Raw genomic sequence first — 15,104 nt, 5'->3', positions numbered from 1 at the left:
GGTTTTTATCTTAAAGTTTTAATACTATCTTTTGTTAAATCAACAATAGATGAAGGCCTTCCTTTTTTAAAATCGCCTCCATCAATTATTATGCTTGGCCTTATTTTCTTCTTTTCAAAAGTTTTTACAATGTCTGAAACTTTATTTAGAGCCGGCTTTCCTGAAATATTTGCCGAGGTCTGAGCCAAAGGGCCTTTTATTCTCCTTATTATATTAACAATAAATTTGTAATTCGGATATCTTAAGGCAATTGTTCCATTCTTACTCAATAAAGGAAAATCTTTTTTTGCTTTAAGGATTACTGTTATCTTTCCCGGCCAATTTTTCTTTAAAAACTTTTCTTGTTTTTTGGTTATAAAAGCCAGTTCCTTTGCCATTTTCATGCTTCCAACAAAAACAGGAAGGGGCTTCTCTTTTTTTCTTGATTTTATCTTAAAAATCTTATTTGCCGCTTTTTTGTTCTTTGTACTGGACAAAAGGCCGTAAACCGTATCTGTAGGGCAAATTATTACTTCTCCTTTCTTTATTGCGTAAACTGCAGCATTTAAAGATCCTTTTGACAACTTAAGAACATTCATGAAAGCTATTTCTTTTTTTTCCTCAGAAATAGAGATGCCTTAATAATATCCCCGGGATTTCCAAAATCAAGCCATCTTCCCTTTATTTCTCTTATTTTAACTTTATTCTCTTTAGCAAGCAAGTTTATGACATCGGTTATTTCGTATTCTCCTCTTGATGATTTTTTTATTTCGGGAACTTTTTCAAAAACTTCCGGAGTTAATTTGTAAATCCCGGCGTTTATCATGTTTCCTACGTGCTTTTTTGGCTTTTCAACTATTTCTTTTAAAAAGTTATCTTTTCCGGAAATCAAAACTCCGTATTTTTCAGGATTTTTATGGCAAAGTCCACCGACATAATTATATCCTCCGTCGTCCCCGTTCATTATTTTCAAGTCCTCCACCGAATAGAGATTGTCTCCGCAAACAAAAAGAAAATCTTCTTTTATAATGTCTTTGACGCATTTTAAGGGACAGGCTGTTCCGTATTCTTTTTCGCCTAAAATCTCAAACTGATTAACAACCTTCGCCTTGTAATTATATTCTTTTAAAAATTCTCTTATGGACTCTTCTTTATATCCGACAACAAGAATAAAATCTCTATATCCCGCTTCAAGCAAATTATCAAGTAAATAAGAGAGAAAAGGCTTCTTATTTACTTTAATAAGGTGTTTTGACTTGTTTCTTGTAAGATGAAGCATTCTTGTTCCCTTTCCCGCAGCGGCAATCACAACTTTTTTAGTCATATTTTATATAACAAAGTTAATTAGCTTTTTAGGCACAAATACAACCCTTTTTATTTTTTTCTCTCCTATGTTGCTTTTCACTTTTTCGTTTGACAATGCCACCTTTTTAGCTTCTTCCTCTGAAATGTCAATAGGGAGAAGAAGTTTCGCCCTTAATTTTCCATTTACCTGAACAACGATTTCCAACTCTTTTTCTTTTTCTAATTCTTTGCTAAATTTTGGCCAAAAGGAAGAAAGGCAAAGATCTTTAAATTTATTTTCATTCCATAAATGCTCGCAAAGATGAGGAGCAAAGGGAGAGAGAATTTTAAGAAAATCCTTGAAATTCTCTTTGTCAATTTTTCCATCTTTTAAAGAATTGGAAAATTCCATCAGAGAGCTTATCGCCGTATTGAACTTTAAAGCGTCTATGTCTTTTGAAACTTTTCTTATTGTCTTTTGAAGATTTTTTTTAATTCCAGAAGAAACTTCCTCTGAAACGGAAATTGCAAAAACCTTTTCCAAAAACCTTCTTGCTCCTTTTATTCCTTTGGAATCCCATGAAATGGCCTGCTCGAAAGGACCCATGAACATGATATAAACTCTGAAAACATCGCTTCCCCATTTATCTATTATTTCCTCGGGATTTACAACATTGCCCTTTGATTTTGACATCTTGATTCCTCCTTGTCCCAAAATCATTCCTTGGGCAGTTCTTTTTTTATAAGGTTCTTTCCCTATTTCTTTTGGAACAGCGTTAATATCCCACAGAAATTTATAAACAAAACGGGAGTAAAGCAAATGCAAAGTAACATGTTCCATTCCTCCGTTATACCAATCAACCGGCATCCAGTATTTTATCTTTTTTGAATCCGCCAGTTTTTTATTGTTTTTTACATCCAGATAGCGAAGGAAATACCAATTAGAGCCGGCCCAATTTGGCATAGTGTCCGTTTCCCTTTTTGCCTCTCCTTTGCACTTTGGACATTTTGTATTAACAAAAGAAGGAATTAAAGAAAGGGGGGACTCTCCGGTGTTTGACGGCTGATACTTTTTAACGTCGGGCAATTTTAAAGGAAGTTCCTTTTCAGGAATTTCCGTCCATCCGCACTTCTTGCAAAAAACCATCGGAATCGGCTCTCCCCAATAATGCTGTCTTGAAAAAACCCAATCCCTTAATTTATAAACGGTTTTTTCCTTAGCAAGGCCTTTTTTCTTTAAAAAGGAAATAATAAGCGGTCTTGCCAAAGAAGAAGAAATGCCGTCAAATTGCATTGAATTGCAAAGAGTCCCTTCTCCTTCAAAACATTCTTCAAAATTTTCAACTTTTCTAGCCAAATCCTTATCTTTTGGAATAAGGGATATTTTCAAAGGCAGGTTATAAATCTTTGCCATCTTAAAATCTCTGATATCATGAGCATCGGCAAAAACGGCTCCTGAACCATAATGTTCAAGAACAAAATCAGCGCTCCAAACTTGCATTTTTTCATTTGTAGCCGGATTTATGGCAGTAAGGCCCTCTAATTTAACTCCGGTTATTTCTTTTTCAATATTTGTTCTGTCTATATCGGAAGTATTTTTTGCCTTTCTATGGTATTCCATAACCTCCTTAATATTCTTGATTTTATCCTTGTGCTTTTCTATTATTTTGTGCCCGGGGGACAGTATTAAAAAAGTTCCCGAAAATATAGTATCTATTCTTGTGGTAAAAACCTCGACATATTCTTTTATTTCTTCAATGTAGAATTTAACCAAAGCACCTTCCGATTTTCCTATCCATTCTTTCTGCTGGATTTTTATCTTTTCAAGATAATCAACAAGATCAAGATCCTTAATCAGGCGGTCGGCATATTTTGTAATTCTCAGCATCCATTGTTCTTTCTCTTTTTTTTCCACTTTTGTATTGCATCTTTCGCAATTCCCGGAAATAACTTCCTCGTTAGCAAGTCCTATTTTACAGGAAGGACACCAATTAATGTCCATTTTGTCTTTGTATGCAAGCCCTTTTTTAAACATTTGTATAAATATCCACTGGGTCCATTTATAATAATCTGGATTTGTTGTGTTTATCTCTCTTGAAAAATCAAAAGAAAAACCCGCCTTTTTCAACTGGCGTCTGAAAGTGTCTGTATTTTTCTTTGTGATAACAGACGGATGAAGTCCTTTTTTAATAGCATGATTTTCTGTCGGCAATCCGAAAGCATCCCAGCCAATAGGATAAAGGACGTTATAACCCTCCATTCTTTTTTTCCGGGCAATAATGTCAAAAGCCGTAAAGCTCCGGCAATGTCCGACATGAAGCCCTTCTCCTGAAGGATATGGAAACTCAACAAGCAAATAGAGCTTTTTTTTCTTTGAAAAATCCTTTGCTTTAAAAACGCCTTTTTTCTCCCAAACATTCTGCCATTTTTGCTCTATTTTTTTCGGTTCGTATTTTTTCATAATGATAAAATGCTATTTTGCTTTTTAAAAAAAATTAAGTTTATGCGCCTTTTTTATTTGATTTTTGGAAAATTATAGCTAGCAGATCTATAAATTAAAGAATCCGCCGTAAGCGGACTATTAAAAAAGAAATTGTTTTTAAAACCAATTAAAAAGCTTTGCTATAAATAAAACGTATAATGAAAGATAAAAAGCCCCTTCCCACATATGAATCTTTCTTGAAATTCCGGAAATAACAAAAAGAAGAGTGGCAAGAGCCATTGTAGGAATACCAATTGTGTAAATTTGATCTTCAACCGTTAAAGAGAAAAAAAGACCCGGAAGCCCAACTACTATAAACATATTAAAAACATTGGATCCAAAAATATTGCCAAGAGCAAGTTCTGCTTTTTTCTTTAAAGCGGCCTTTACTGAAACAATCAATTCCGGCAGAGAAGTTCCAAGGGAAACCGCTGTAACGGCGATAATACTAGGGGCAATATTGAGAATCTTTGACAATTCCACAAGCGAATCAATAAGATACTTGGCACCCAAAAGTAAACTTACTATTCCGGCAAAAAGAATTAGAAAATCTTTATAAGAAACTTTTGGTCGAGCTTCATTTTTCAGAGAAACTTTCTCTTTCCTTCTTGTCTGTCTTGAAGGCAAAATACCGGAAAATTCTTCCTCTTCCTTATCATCATCTTCTTCTCTATGAAAAGCTGTATAAAGCAAATATCCTCCGTAGGTTATAACCATAAGAAAAGATTCCCCTATTGTAATTTCTTTATCAAAGACAATCCCAAGAAACAAAACTGTCCCTATTGCAAGAAGAGGCAAGTCAATATCTATCAAGCTTTTAGTAACAACAAGCTTTCTGCCTACAATAGCAGAAAGTCCGACAACAAGAAGTATATTTACAATATTTGAACCGACTGCATTTGCAACAATAATTTCCTGGGCTCCCTTAAAAGCAGCAACAAAAGAGGTAATGAGCTCAGGAAAAGAGGTTCCAAGCCCGACAATAGTAACTCCGATTATAAAAGGAGAAAAACCCATTGAAAGACCGATCTTTTCCGCGCTTGAAATAAGAAAATCAGCTCCTTTGACAAGAACAAAGACCGAAAGAAAAAAAATTGCTGTCCAAATAAAAACCATGTATTTTTCAGATTTTTTTATTTCTTCAAGTGTCTTTCTATTATCTTCAGTTTCCTGTCATTAATAGAATCTCTCGTATTCTTTTTCATTTCTTCCATTCCTTTCTTATATTCTTCTTTTGTAACTCCCTTACTTGAGGGATAATCATAGCCGCCAAAAACCTGCTTTACATATTCTTTCTCGCTTCTTGTAAGCGGCATTTTTCCAACTTTTCTTTCAATTTCTCTTTTTGTAAATTTACCCATATATTTTTATATTTTTTTAAATATAACTCCGCAGTGATGAGTGCCTGCCTTGAATTCTTCTTCAATAGCAAAGCCCTTATCTTTGGCAATTTCTTTTATTTCATCCAAAGAAACCTTTTCTTCCACAAGTTGCATTTTTGCTTTTTTATCCCAATCAACAATAATCATTTTGCCTCCTTTTTTGAGCAACCTTAATGCCTCTCCAATTACGGCTTTTTTATCTTCAATTTGAAAAAGGACGTTTATAATTGTAACAATATCAAGGGAATTTTCCTGTATATCTAATTTATTCTCTATATCTCCTAAAATAAAATCAATATTGCTTATGCTTTCCATATTTGCCCTTCCTCTCATAGCAGACAAAGGAAGTTCTTGAATATCAACAGCGTAAACAAATCCTTTTTTGAGCTTTTTTGCCAAAGGAAAAGTAAATCCTCCTGAACCACAGCCAAAGTCAGCGGCAATCATATCTTCTTTAATTTCAATTTTATTTAAAACTTCTTCAGGATTTAAAAAAATCATATGCATATTGCAGAAGCAGCGCCGTTTCCCGGCTCAAGCTTCATTATTCTCACTCCCTGGGTGGCCCTTCCTAACTTTGGGATAGAAGAAATACCCGTTCTTATAATATGCCCTTTTCTGGAAATGATAATCAAATCTTCCTCATCTCCGTAAAGAATCTGGGCGAAAACAAGATCTCCTGTCTTTGGGTTGATGTTTGCCGCTTTGATTCCGGACCCTCCTCTTTTTTGAAGCCGATATTCTTTAACATTTGTCTTTTTGCCAAATCCTTTCTCTGTTAGAACAAGAAGATATTCTTCTTTTTCTTTTTCTGGTCTTATGGCGCACCCGCCAACAATTTTGTCTTCTTTTTTTAGTCCCATTGCTTTTACCCCGCTGGCAGACCGTCCCATTTCTCTTATATCCTTTTCTTTGAATTTTATGGACAACCCTTTTCTTGTAATAAGAACAACTTCATCTTCTCCTGTTGTTTTAAAAACATTCTTAAGCAAATCTCCCTTTTTCAGTTTTATAGCGATAAGACCCGTTTTTCTTACATTCTTAAACTGTTCCAGTTCTGTCCTTTTAATTATACCATTTTCCGTAACCATCAACAAATTCTTCACTCCCGACTTTGTTTCTTCTTTTGAAAGAGCCATTATCGAAAGTATCTTGTCATTTGGGGTAATATCAATAAAATTCAAAAGGCCGCGTCCTCTTGCAACTCTCGTTCCTTCGGCAATATCATAAACCATGGTTCTAAAAACCTTTCCCGAATCGGTAAAGAACAGAAGTGAATCATGGGTATCAGCAAGAAGGAAATGTTCAACAATATCCTCCTGCATTGTTTTCATTCCCAAAATTCCCTTGCCTCCTCTCTTTTGTATTTTATAAGTATTAGGGTTTATTCTTTTAATATATCCTCCTTTTGTAAGAGTAATGATTGTTTCTTCATGAGGAATAAGGTCCTCTTCGGCAATTTCTTCCGCTCCCTGAACAGAAAACTTAGTTTTTCTTTCATCGCCGAATTTCTCTTTTACTTCCAGCGTTTCTTTCTTAAAAATATCTTCCACTTTTTTCGGGCTTTTTAATATTGCCATTAACTCTTTCATCTGCTTTTCTATTTCTTTCAATTCGTCTTCTATTTTTTTTCTTTCAAGACGGGCTAAAAAAGAAAGCTTTGTATCCAAAATAGCGTTTGCTTGTATTTCCGAAAGTTTAAATCTTTTGATTAAATTCTTCAGAGCGTCTTCCCTGTTTAAAGAGGCCTTGATTATTTTTATCACCTCGTCAATTTTAGAAAGGCACTTATGAAGACCTTCTAAAATATGGTATCTCTCTTTCGCTTTTTGAAGCTCATACTTTGTTCTTCTCACAATTACCTCTTTGCGGTGAGCTATAAATTGAGAAAGAACTTCAGATAAAGACAAAACTTTCGGCTGAACTCTTTCGGTAAGAGCAAGCATATTCAAATGAAATGTTCTTTGCAAATCGGTAAATTTATAAAGCTTATTTAAAATTTTCTGAGGAAAAGCATCTCTTTGAAGGTCAAAAACAACCCTCATTCCTTCTTTGTCTGATTCATCCCTAATATCTTTTATCCCAATTAATTTCTTCTCTTTCACTAATCTTGCAAACTGCTCAACCAAAGACGACTTTTGGGTCTGATAAGGAATTTCGTTTATTATAATCTGATTTTTCCCCGATTTATCTTCTTTTATTTCCGCCTTTCCTCTCACAACTATCGGTCCTTTTCCCTGTGAATAAGCGGAAATTATGTCTTTTTTTCCGAATATTATCCCGCCGGTTGGAAAATCAGGCCCTTTTACAAATTTAAAAAGATCCTCAGAAGAAGCATCGGGATTGTCTATTAGATAAATTAAAGCATCGGCAACCTCCCTTAAATTATGAGGAGGAATATTTGTAGCCATTCCAACGGCAATTCCCATAGAGCCGTTTAAGATAAGCTGAGGCAAAGGAGAAGGCAAAACAGCCGGCTCTTTTCTTGTTCCATCATAATTCTCGGTAAAATCCACAGTTCCTTTCTCAATTCCCAAAAGCATTTCTTCCCCGATTTTTGACATTTTACATTCCGTATATCTGGGGGCAGCAGCAGGATCGTTGTCTATTGAACCGAAATTTCCTTGTCCCTGAATAAGAGGGTAACGAAGCGAAAAATCCTGGGCCATTCTGACTAAAGCATCATAGACCGCCATATCTCCATGGGGATGATAACGGCCAAGCGTAGAACCGACTACGGTCGCCGATTTTCTAAATTTCGCATTATGCCTTAATCCCTCTTCAAGCATAGTATAAAGAATGCGTCTATGGACCGGCTTTAATCCGTCTCTTACATCGGGAAGAGCGCGAGATACAATTACAGACATCGCATAGTCAATGTAAGAAGTTTTCATTTCCTCAACTATTTCTCTGTCCTGTATGCCCCCGCTCTTGACTAAATTATTTTTATCCGGTTTATTTTTCATTTTCCTCTTTTATTTCTTCTTTTTGATTTTCTTCTTCTTTTTCAAACATTGTTTCCAATTCTTCTTCTTCTAGTATTTTTTTAATTTCTTCTTCATTAAAAAACATTTTCATACTCTCCATGCTTTCTTCTAAAATTTCTGAAGAAAAGAATTCTTCCTCTGTTTGTGGAAAAGTTACTGCCGACAATTCTCTTATAGCGCTTGCCGTAATCTTAATCCAAAAAAAAGCAAAAATTATTCCTACGGGAATAATAATCGACCATAAAATTATTAATCTTGTTTTCTTCGGCTTGCTTCTGATTTTTTCTAAAAATCCCATGAAAGCAAAAGATACTTTAACTTGTCAAAATAACAACCTTTGAATTTTCTTCCAAAATTGTTTTTTTCTTTAAAGAAAGTTTGGAAGACGATTCAGGAGATTTTATCCCCAAATTATCCAAAAATGACTTTAATCCGCTTGTTTTTGATTTTATTCCCTGTTCTTTGTAATTTACCGGAACGGTAATTCTTGGTTCTAGCTGTCCCATAATCTTTGCCGCTTTTTTTGCATCAATACATTCTTCTCCTTCAACCGGTAAAAATAAAACATCAATGTCTCCCAACTCTTCAACTTGAGAATTTGAAAGTTCGTCCTGATTAATTAATCCGAGATGACAAAGAGTTATGTCTTCTGCCGTAATAAGGTAAATTGTTAAAGAAGGAGAGATTTCAATTCCTTTGATAAAAATTTCTTTTATTTCATATTCTCCGGGACCGTCAATAATAAAGCCTTCATTTTCTTGTTTTCTTTTTTCTTTTTTTGTAAACAAAAAAACGTCTGCCTTCATTTTTTTTCCGCGGGACGCTTCTTCTTTATTCAAGGGGTCTATTATTATATTTACCGCCCCGTCTTTTTTTGGAACCGCGTTTATTTCAACGCATGTTTTAGTATGCCAAAATATATTCATTTTTTTATATTAATAGCATAGCATAAGATTATTTCAATTTCAAATCAAGTTCTTCTTTTTAAAAAAATATAAAAACTTAGAATTTTTTTCAAAAAAAACAGACGCCGAATTCCTTTTCGGCGTCTTGACCAGCTACCCAAACGGGCAACTAGTTTTTCTTGTTTGGCTTGAGCTCTCCAGAGAGAGTGGCCTGTTTGTATCCAAACGCGAGAATCGAGGGAAGGGGTGCCGGCAATCCTTGCCAGCCCTTCTTTTTGGGATCGTCCTGCCAGGCAGGACCGACGATTCCATTAAGACAAAGCTCCTTCTTTGCCTCTTCGCTGTCGCACTCATCGACAACGATTCTGGGCTCTCCCTTGACAACGGTCCGACGGACCGTAATTGTTGCGGGAGAAGTCAAGCTGACCTTCCTCTCGGGGGCGACGACATCCATGTCTTCGTTTTTCACCTCAGGGAGACTGAGAACGAAATCCACCGGCAGGACAATCTGAATCGTCCCGCCCCCACCATTCTTGCGGAAGTAGAACACTTCTGCAGAAACGGCTTCCTTGCCGTCGGCGTCTTCAAGTGGACTGTTGCCGTTGCCGTTTTCGGAGGACTTTTCCTTGTCATCCGAATGGAGCCGATTGGGCATGCAGAAACCTGCAGCCGTCCGGATCCAGCGGGCCATGGCGAGGATGTAATCTTCCTTGATATACATCCCGAAAAGGTAGTGAGACCCACCCTTGGAAGGACAGAGGTGTTCTCCGTCAGAATGGAGAACCGACCGGAGAAGAATATGAGGCTCAGAATGCCTCTTTTTCATCTCCTTAAGGGCCTCCTCGGGTCCGGGACCAACGACGTCAAGAACGTAAAGCCGATCACCCTGTCGGCGGACGCGAATCACGTTCTGGTACCTTCCCTGGTACCTCCAAACGAGTCGGGCTGTCTTACCCTCGACGTCGTCACCAAAGAAAAGTTCCTCTGGCGAGACATCCGTCTCGACGACGGCAGAAACCTCCTGTTTCTGTTTCTGGACTTCGGCCTTGAAAGCCGAGGCGATCTCCCTAGAACGGGAAACAACGGCTTCCGAAAGCTTCTGGACCGCAAAGTCACGATGTCGACCAAAGGCCGACTCAGCAACCTTGTAGGGCTTTCCGAAAGCCCTGAAGTCCGACTCCTTGTCCGAAGAGGAAAGAAAAACTTTATTGGAATCCTTTCCAAGGCCATCCTTGGCTTCCGAAAGAATCGCCTCCAAGGACTTCTTGTCCTCGGAACAAATGATCTCGTCAACGAGAATGGCGACTTCCGTTGTTTGTCTTACCCTTTTACAAAGGGCTTCGACGAAAGCTCCTCTTCCGGAAATCTCCGCCTCATTGCGAAGGATTCCGTCGTTCTGGGGAGAAAACCTCCGAAGAGCGTAGATAGTGGACTCATAGTCCACCTGACGCTCTTGCCTTGTCTCTTCCCCGTCAGAACACCGGTCAAGACAGACCTCCTGTCCGATCTCAACCATATCCTGCTCAAGTTCCCTTAGAAAGGGCTGGGCAACGGTGGAAATCCACTCATAGGCCCCTTGAGCAATGTCGTTGACGTAACTGGACAGCTCCTTGCTGTCCATCCCCTCCTTGGAAGAAACGCTTTTTTTAGGAAACCTCAGAGAGATTTCCTTTTGAGAAGCGGCCTTCTTGGCCACGGTCTCAAGGTCCAGAGAAAAACGGTTGTTCCCCTCCAGACCTCCTCTAAGAGTAGTCATTTTTTTCTCCTGTCCTATAAGGACAAAAAGAGAAAGAAGCTCACAACCCGCTTGACAACACTGCCAAACAAAAAAATTGTGAAAGATCTGCTTCTCTTTTACCATAGAAATAAAATATTGTCAAGTAGGAAGAAAAAATTGCAAAAAAAAGACGGAAATTTTCCGTCAATTATCTCTTGGTAAAAAATAATGTATTAAATCCTCATTTGATATCGGGTGCTTTCCCACAAGATCCATTTGCCTGTAGGCCCCTGAAAAAGATCTTTTGCTGCCAAGAATAAAGGCAATTTCTTTTTCATGTTCCCTTTTCAGTTTCCATAATAAAGAAGAATAATCAAGGTCTCCCGAACCGAGGCAGAAATATTTGGTTTCAGGAGTCCAAAGCGAAACCATTCTTTTTGTGTGGTCGATCAAATGCTGGTCGACATTGTCTTTTTTTCCGCCTTCTTCTTTTCTTTTAGGACAATAAATAATTTCGAAAACAAATTCATTCTTATATTCTTCCCAAAGATCATGGAATAAATCATCGTTTCTTAGGCATTGAGCAAAAGAGATATATAAGTGGACACACAGAATATCTGAAAATGTCCTAACCCAGGCAATCATATTTTCGAATCCAGATTTCAAGTTATAACCTTTAAATTTTTGGCCCGCCATGGCAGATGAAATAAGCAAGTTGTCAACATCTATAGCAATCGCTGCTTTACAGGCCATAAAGATCACCTTTATTCTTATGTAAGGATTTAGAAAGAGCACTTTACCAAATTAATTGTACATTTTTATTTAAATTTGTCAATTCTATAATTTAGCCCAAAATACCAAAAAAATAAGGGCTTTCTATTGTTTTCTATAATTTTCCTTGACAGTTCTTTTTCAGGGGACTATCCTAAAAACAGTCCTTTTAGTATCAGTGCAAGGAGGAGGAAATGAGTATTTTCACTTTTTCAAAAGAAGAAAAAATATTTATCCTTGAGGATTTTTACTCAAAAAGAATACTTGAAGTTATAGGCGAAAGAAAATTGAAAGGAATTTCTTTTCGCCGCATTATTATCAGGGATGATTTTAGCATTATTGCTCTATTTGTGGAAGGAGACCTTGTTTTTGAGAATGTAGAGGTTCATGGAATCTTCTACATTAGAGACACTGACGTCTCCGGTAAAATTATCTTTCTTGATTGTTCTTTTGAAAAAATTATTCTTTCAAGAGTAAAAGCCGGAAATGGTATTTCCATTAGCTCTTCCTTAAAACAGGAAATAATTCTTGACGAGGAACTGGAGGAAATATCAATCTGAAATCAAGACCTATTTTCAAATACTACTAGGGCGGCAAATAATTCCGACGCCGCCCTCCCCTTTTAAAAAATTCCTTGAATATTTTCAATCTTTTGGCTATAGTTAAGAAAAGACAGTAAAATAACAAAATTATGATAATTAAAAACAAAATATTACCATATCAAACGAAGGAAGAGTTGGAGTTTATTGACATTACAGAAGAAGTAATGGCTTTCGTAAAGGAAAGCGGAATTAAGAATGGGATTATAAACGTTCAGACGATGCACACAACAAGCGCTATTATTCTAAACGAAAACGAACCCCTCCTTATAGAAGACATAAAAGACAACCTCAGAAACCTTGCATCGCAAAGCGTTAAATACAGGCATGATGATTTTGAAGTAAGAACTGTCAATATGTGCGATGATGAATGCGCCAACGGACATGCTCATTGCAAGGCCGTTTATCTTCCTCCAAATGTCGTTTTAAATATCATATCTTCAAAACTTTGCCTTGGACAATGGCAAAGATTATTCTTTCTTGAACTGGACAGAGCAAGACAAAGAAAAGTTAATCTTCAGGTTATTGGAGAATAATAACTATACTATAATAGAATAGCCAGATTTTATTCCGGCTCTTTGGTTACTTATATGTCTTTATCAATCGGAATGGAGCGAACACGACTAGACATGATAGAATAAGTAGGAACAGGGCGAACTTAATACTATTTAGCTTTAAAATAACACTTCCTTCTCCAAGATATGGGAGAATAATTACAAACAGAGATAAAAAAGGAAGGATATTAAGTTCTGCAGTAGTAATATAGTTTTATGACTTTAAAAGCTATGCTTGATAGATATCTTTTTTTATTTACTATGAAATTAGTACGGCAAAATTTTTTTGCCTTTGACAATTCAATAGGACCCACTGATAGAGAAAGAAGAAGGGAGGTGATAATATGGAAAAGAGCAATCAAGCTCAGAAAAAGCCTTCTGCGAGAAAAGAAGGCATGCCTAACCAGGAACCGCCAAAGGTTCAACTAGTTAGGGCCGAGTCGAGAAATCGACAGGAGAGTGCTTGTTGCCCGAGTGGCGACTGTGGTTTCTTCATGCACTAGCATTTCCGCTAGTCCCAGGCACCTTGCTTCCATCAAAGGCAAGGTGCTTTTTTCAACCCCAAGAGTAGGAGGAAAGATTATGAATTACGGTCAACTGATTAAACTTCAGGAAGGCGAAGATATAATTATTTTAAACCCCGAAACTAAAAAGTGGATGTTGACTTCTATTCAAGGATGGGAGATTTTTTTACTCAAAAAAAGAAGTGCCTTAAGTAATAGTGAAATTTCTTTAAGAGTAGGTATTCTTATTAGTGATATAATTGTTTTTTTCGAAAAAATAGATGATCTTTTTAGTGTTAATGATGAAAGAGTCTCTTCTATTGCAAACAGTTGTTCTATTCATTTGACTAGTAATTGCAATATGGGGTGCTTGCACTGTCGTTACTCTTGCGGTCAAATAACTGACAATCTACCACTTTCTACTATTCAAAAATATTTAGAAGGCGCCATTGAAGATGGTTCTTCTTCTCTAACAATTACAGGAGGAGAACCCCTAACTAATTGGCTGAAATGCAGAGAGGTTATCATCCTTGCTCGCAGGATAGGAATGAAAGTTAACCTTTTAACAAATGGTTCACTAATTAGCCCGAAAATTGCCAGCTTTCTTGGAGAAAATGACGTTAATGTCCAGGTTAGTTTGGATTCTTTAAACGAGGAAAGATTTTATCAGTTTCGTGGACATTCGCTTAATAGAGTAAAAATTGGGATTGAAAGATTGGTTCGATTTAAAGTAAATGTTGGGCTGAGCTTTGTTCTCAGTAGATTAACATTGGACGGTTTTTATGAGGTGATTGAATATGCACAAAGAGTAGGAGTAAAAGGAATTCATCTACCTTTTTTAGAGAAAGGAGGAAGAGGAAATGCTAACTGGCAACAGTTATCTCTAGGTGACGATGAGATGATTAATTTTTGGAATCACTTTTTGTCTTTGTATTTCTCTGGTGGATTGCGCTCACGCTTAACTTGCAGTGACGTGGAGAACATATTGCTTAAAATTATTTATCCTCCAGTTGAAGATTGTTGCCGTTGCGGGCGCACAACTTCAACTCTATATCCAGACGGGAAAATATATGCTTGTACTAATTTAGTGGGTAACCCAAGTTTTATTTTAGGAAAACCAGGCGCTATTACTTTTCAGGAAATGCGTCAAAAAGATAATATTGTGCAACTTCCCACAGTTAAGGACATTTCCGAATGTAGTAACTGTCATTTCGGGTGGATTTGCTTGGGTGGTTGCCGAGATCGCAGCATTGTTTATTATGGAAACGAATATCACATTGATCCGTGGTGCGAGGTTTTCAAATGGCTTTTCAATAAATTAATTTTTTGTGCTGCTCGTTTACTGGAAAAAAAGGAGATATAGTGTTCTCCAACACTCTGTGGTATAATTGCTGCAGAGTTTTTTTAATTTTAAAGTATTATGCAAGGAGAAATAAGAGAAATAGTGTCTTATGTAGAAGAAAAATTAAAACCTTATTTAAAAGGAAGTTTAACTTTACACGAAATAATAATATTGCCGGAGTCTTCCTATTATATTATTGCAAGGATTAATTATAATAGCGAGAGCTTAGAAGAAGTCAGCGATATAGAGAATAAATTTTTACCTCTTGTAAAAGAAGGAATAAGAGTTGTTGTAAGGCCGAAGGAGTTTGAAATAAATGATAAATCCGCAATAAATAAAATTAATAAAAAGTTTCAACTATATAAGGATTTAAAGATAAAAACTAAAAAGAAAAATCCTTTTATTTTTGAAATTGAGAAACTAAAAGAAAAGATATACAAAAAGGAATTTGATAAGAATAAAATTCTTTGGGAAATAGAGATAAAAGGAAACAAAATAAATTTCAGATTTTTAGATAAGAAATCCCATAAAGAAGCTGAAAAATTAATATTTCTATCTGAAGTTGCATTAAAAAAGAAAACAGGATTAATCCCTTTTTT

General features: G+C 36.4%; 15 protein-coding genes. 4 read left to right on the top strand and 11 right to left on the bottom strand.

Annotated features, from left to right (window positions below; translation table 11 throughout):
* Window positions 1-5: 5 nt before the first annotated feature.
* The 11 genes from PHH50_00075 to PHH50_00025 form a co-directional block, all read right to left on the bottom strand.
* Window positions 6-578 carry an L-threonylcarbamoyladenylate synthase gene (locus tag PHH50_00075; GenBank protein MDD3728713.1) on the bottom strand — a complete coding sequence of 191 codons (573 nt, stop codon included), beginning with the start codon at window positions 576-578 and terminating at the stop codon, window positions 6-8.
* Between the two features lie 5 nt (window positions 579-583).
* Window positions 584-1,303, bottom strand: coding sequence for a sugar phosphate nucleotidyltransferase (locus PHH50_00070; protein MDD3728712.1), 720 nt, complete (start codon window positions 1,301-1,303; stop codon window positions 584-586).
* A gap of 3 nt (window positions 1,304-1,306) precedes the next feature.
* A complete protein-coding gene (leuS, locus tag PHH50_00065; protein ID MDD3728711.1) occupies window positions 1,307-3,724 on the bottom strand; it encodes a leucine--tRNA ligase in 2,418 nt (805 codons plus the stop codon).
* 138 nt (window positions 3,725-3,862) lie between these two features.
* Window positions 3,863-4,861 carry a calcium/sodium antiporter gene (locus PHH50_00060; GenBank protein ID MDD3728710.1) on the bottom strand — a complete coding sequence of 333 codons (999 nt, stop codon included), beginning with the start codon at window positions 4,859-4,861 and terminating at the stop codon, window positions 3,863-3,865.
* 17 nt (window positions 4,862-4,878) lie between these two features.
* Window positions 4,879-5,106, bottom strand: coding sequence for a hypothetical protein (locus tag PHH50_00055; GenBank protein MDD3728709.1), 228 nt, complete (start codon window positions 5,104-5,106; stop codon window positions 4,879-4,881).
* Between the two features lie 6 nt (window positions 5,107-5,112).
* Window positions 5,113-5,628, bottom strand: a complete 516-nt coding sequence (locus PHH50_00050; protein ID MDD3728708.1) for a class I SAM-dependent methyltransferase — start codon at window positions 5,626-5,628, stop codon at window positions 5,113-5,115.
* Window positions 5,625-8,093, bottom strand: coding sequence for a DNA gyrase subunit A (gyrA, locus tag PHH50_00045; protein MDD3728707.1), 2,469 nt, complete (start codon window positions 8,091-8,093; stop codon window positions 5,625-5,627). Before gyrA ends, PHH50_00050 begins: the two co-directional genes overlap by 4 nt.
* Window positions 8,083-8,412 (bottom strand): hypothetical protein, encoded by a 330-nt coding sequence (locus tag PHH50_00040; protein MDD3728706.1) that lies wholly within the window; start codon window positions 8,410-8,412, stop codon window positions 8,083-8,085. The genes gyrA and PHH50_00040 overlap by 11 nt, the downstream gene beginning before the upstream one ends.
* Window positions 8,413-8,428: 16 nt before the next feature.
* Window positions 8,429-9,040, bottom strand: a complete 612-nt coding sequence (locus PHH50_00035) for an MBL fold metallo-hydrolase (protein ID MDD3728705.1) — start codon at window positions 9,038-9,040, stop codon at window positions 8,429-8,431.
* Between the two features lie 148 nt (window positions 9,041-9,188).
* On the bottom strand, window positions 9,189-10,775 hold the full coding sequence (locus PHH50_00030) for a hypothetical protein (protein MDD3728704.1): 1,587 nt from the start codon (window positions 10,773-10,775) through the stop codon (window positions 9,189-9,191).
* 165 nt (window positions 10,776-10,940) lie between these two features.
* Window positions 10,941-11,489: an NYN domain-containing protein gene (locus PHH50_00025; GenBank protein ID MDD3728703.1), complete on the bottom strand. Its 549-nt coding sequence runs from the start codon at window positions 11,487-11,489 to the stop codon at window positions 10,941-10,943.
* 212 nt (window positions 11,490-11,701) lie between these two features.
* Between PHH50_00025 and PHH50_00020 the strand changes: the two genes are divergently transcribed.
* From PHH50_00020 to PHH50_00005, 4 genes are all read left to right on the top strand, one after another.
* A complete protein-coding gene (locus PHH50_00020) occupies window positions 11,702-12,067 on the top strand; it encodes a hypothetical protein (GenBank protein MDD3728702.1) in 366 nt (121 codons plus the stop codon).
* Between the two features lie 131 nt (window positions 12,068-12,198).
* Complete coding sequence (locus PHH50_00015) at window positions 12,199-12,642, top strand: secondary thiamine-phosphate synthase enzyme YjbQ (protein ID MDD3728701.1); 444 nt, start codon at window positions 12,199-12,201, stop codon at window positions 12,640-12,642.
* 600 nt (window positions 12,643-13,242) lie between these two features.
* Window positions 13,243-14,526 carry a radical SAM protein gene (locus PHH50_00010; protein MDD3728700.1) on the top strand — a complete coding sequence of 428 codons (1,284 nt, stop codon included), beginning with the start codon at window positions 13,243-13,245 and terminating at the stop codon, window positions 14,524-14,526.
* A gap of 57 nt (window positions 14,527-14,583) precedes the next feature.
* The coding region (locus tag PHH50_00005) for a hypothetical protein (GenBank protein ID MDD3728699.1) at window positions 14,584-15,104 on the top strand (521 nt) is incomplete at its 3' end.

This window comes from Candidatus Paceibacterota bacterium (assembly GCA_028697015.1).
Classification (GTDB): Bacteria; Patescibacteriota; Minisyncoccia; order Minisyncoccales; family GWA2-38-27; genus JAQVFW01.
Note: the sequence above shows the minus strand (reverse complement) of the source record. Positions and strands in the feature narration are given on the sequence as shown.